This window comes from Actinomadura logoneensis (genome assembly GCF_003428695.1).
In the GTDB taxonomy this organism is placed as follows: Bacteria; Actinomycetota; Actinomycetes; order Streptosporangiales; family Streptosporangiaceae; genus Spirillospora; species Spirillospora logoneensis.
Genome location: NZ_QURH01000614.1, coordinates 1 through 2,199, shown reverse-complemented (window position 1 = coordinate 2,199; position 2,199 = coordinate 1). Strand labels below are relative to the sequence as shown.

Sequence of the window (2,199 nt, the reverse complement as noted above, 5' to 3'; positions counted from 1 at the left end):
TTCGCCTCGCGCAGCTCGCCGCGCACGCGCTCCAGCTCGGCGCCGCGGCCCGCGCGGGCGGCGGTGAGCTCGGCGCGCAGCTCGGCGATGCGGCGCTCGGCGCGCTCGCCCTCCGACAGCGACGCCGACCGCTCCAGCTCGGCGCGGGCGTTCTCGACCAGGTCGGGCCAGCCGTCCGGGCGCAGCAGGTAGCCGAGCACGGCGACCACGACCGGGTCGGCGGCGGGCGGGACGTGGCCCTCGGTGACGGCGGCGGCCAGCTCCGGATGCGCCTCGCGCCCGGCCTCGCCGACCCGGGCGCGGAACGCGTCGTCGCGCTCCAGCAGGGCGGCGATGTGCTGACCGGCGAGCTTGGCGCGCTTGCGCCGCTCGAACCGGGCGAACCGGCGCAACGGCACCGGGACCTCGTCCAGCGGAAGGGCGCCGAGGAGTTCGGCGGCGGTCTCCACCACGCTCTGGCGGACCGCCTCGGGCAGTGGGCGGGGCGGGCGTTCCGCCGCCTCCGGGCCGCTGTCGATGATGTCGCTCCTTCGCGCCGACCGTCTTGAGATGACTGTTTCCCGAGGTCATCCGCCTCAACCGGTGGAGACCGGGGCCAAGCCTAGCGGTCCGGCGGCGGGAGGGCCGGAGCCCGAGGTCCGGCGCCGTTCTGTCGGTGCGATGGCCTACGGTCGCCGTCATGACGTCCCCGCACCGCCTTCCCGGGTCAGCATCCCCGCCGCCGTCCCCCGGTCGGCGCACGGTCCCGGCCGTCCCGGAGCAGGCCGTCCCGGAGCAGGCCGTCCCGGAGCAGGCCGTCCCGGAGCAGGCCGTCCCGGAGCAGGCCGTCTGGGAGCAGGCCGGGCCGCCGCGCCGGAACGCGTCCGCGCCGGGCGGGCCGAAGCCTGGTGCGCCGCAGGGCAGGGCGAAGCAGGGCGTTCCGGCGCAGGCCGGTCCGGTGCAGGGCGTTCCGGTGCAGGGCACGCTGGACGACCTGGGCACGCCGCTCGCGGACGTCACGTTCGTCGTCGTCGACCTGGAGACCACCGGCGGGTCGGCCGCCGACTGCGCCATCACCGAGATCGGCGCGGTGAAGGTCCGCGGCGGCGTGCACCTCGGCGACTTCGCCACCCTGGTCGACCCGGGCGGCCCGATCCCGCCGTTCATCACCGCGCTGACCGGCATCACCACCCAGATGGTGATGGCCGCGCCGCGCATCGAGCGCGTGCTCCCGGCGTTCCTGGAGTTCGCGCGCGGCGGCGTGCTGGTCGCGCACAACGCGCCGTTCGACATCGGGTTCCTCAAGGCGGCGTGCGCGCGGCTGGAGTACGCCTGGCCCGCCTTCCCGGTCGTCGACACCGTCGACCTCGCCCGCCGCGTCCTCACCCGCGACGAGGTGCCCAACCACAAGCTCGGCACGCTCGCCCGCCACTTCCGGACCGAGACAGAGCCGTGCCACCGGGCGCTCGCCGACGCCAAGGCCACCGTGGACGTCCTGCACGGCCTCATCGAACGGCTCGGCTCGTTCGGCGTGACGTCCCTGGAGGAGCTGAAGGGCTTCGCCAAGGCGCCGACGCCCGAGCAGCGGCGCAAGCGGCATCTCGCGGCGGACGTGCCGAGCGAGCCCGGCGTCTACCTGTTCGAGGACGCGGGCGGCGAGATCCTGTACGTGGGCAAGTCCACCGACCTGCGCACGCGCGTCCGGTCGTACTTCACCGGCTCGGAGACCCGCTGGCGGGCGCGGGAGATGGTCGGGCTCGCCGAGCGCGTCCGGACGATCGTCTGCTCGACCGGCCTGGAGGCCGAGGTCCGCGAGCTGCGCCTCATCGCGGAGCACAAGCCCCGCTACAACCGGCGGTCCAAGTTCCCGGAACGGGCGATCTGGCTCAAGCTGACCGCCGAGCCGTTCCCGCGGCTGTCGGTGGTGCGCGAGTCCCGTGACGACGGCGCGGTGTACCTCGGTCCGCTGTCGTCGGCGCGGCAGGCCGAGGAGGCCAAGGCCGCGCTGCACGAGGCCGTCCCGCTGCGGCAGTGCACCCAGCGGCTCACGCTCCGGCTGGTCGAGCGCGGCGCCGGGCGCGCCTGCGCGCTGGCCGACCTCGGCCGCTGCGGCGCGCCCTGCGTGGGCGCGGAGACCCCGGACGAGTACGCCGGGCACGCCGAGGCCGCCCGCACCGCGATGCGGGGCGACATCCGCCCGGTCGTGGCGGCGGCGCGGCG

General features: G+C 76.1%; 1 protein-coding gene and 1 pseudogene. One reads left to right on the top strand and one right to left on the bottom strand.

Annotated features, from left to right (window positions below):
* Positions 1-452 (bottom strand): annotated as a pseudogene (locus DZF91_RS24695) (NYN domain-containing protein); the annotation flags it as partial.
* A 227-nt stretch (positions 453-679) separates the two neighbouring features.
* On the opposite strand from DZF91_RS24695, the gene DZF91_RS24690 reads away from it, so the two are divergent.
* Positions 680-2,199: DEDD exonuclease domain-containing protein (locus tag DZF91_RS24690; RefSeq protein WP_235834528.1), on the top strand; the 1,520-nt coding region annotated here is incomplete at its 3' end.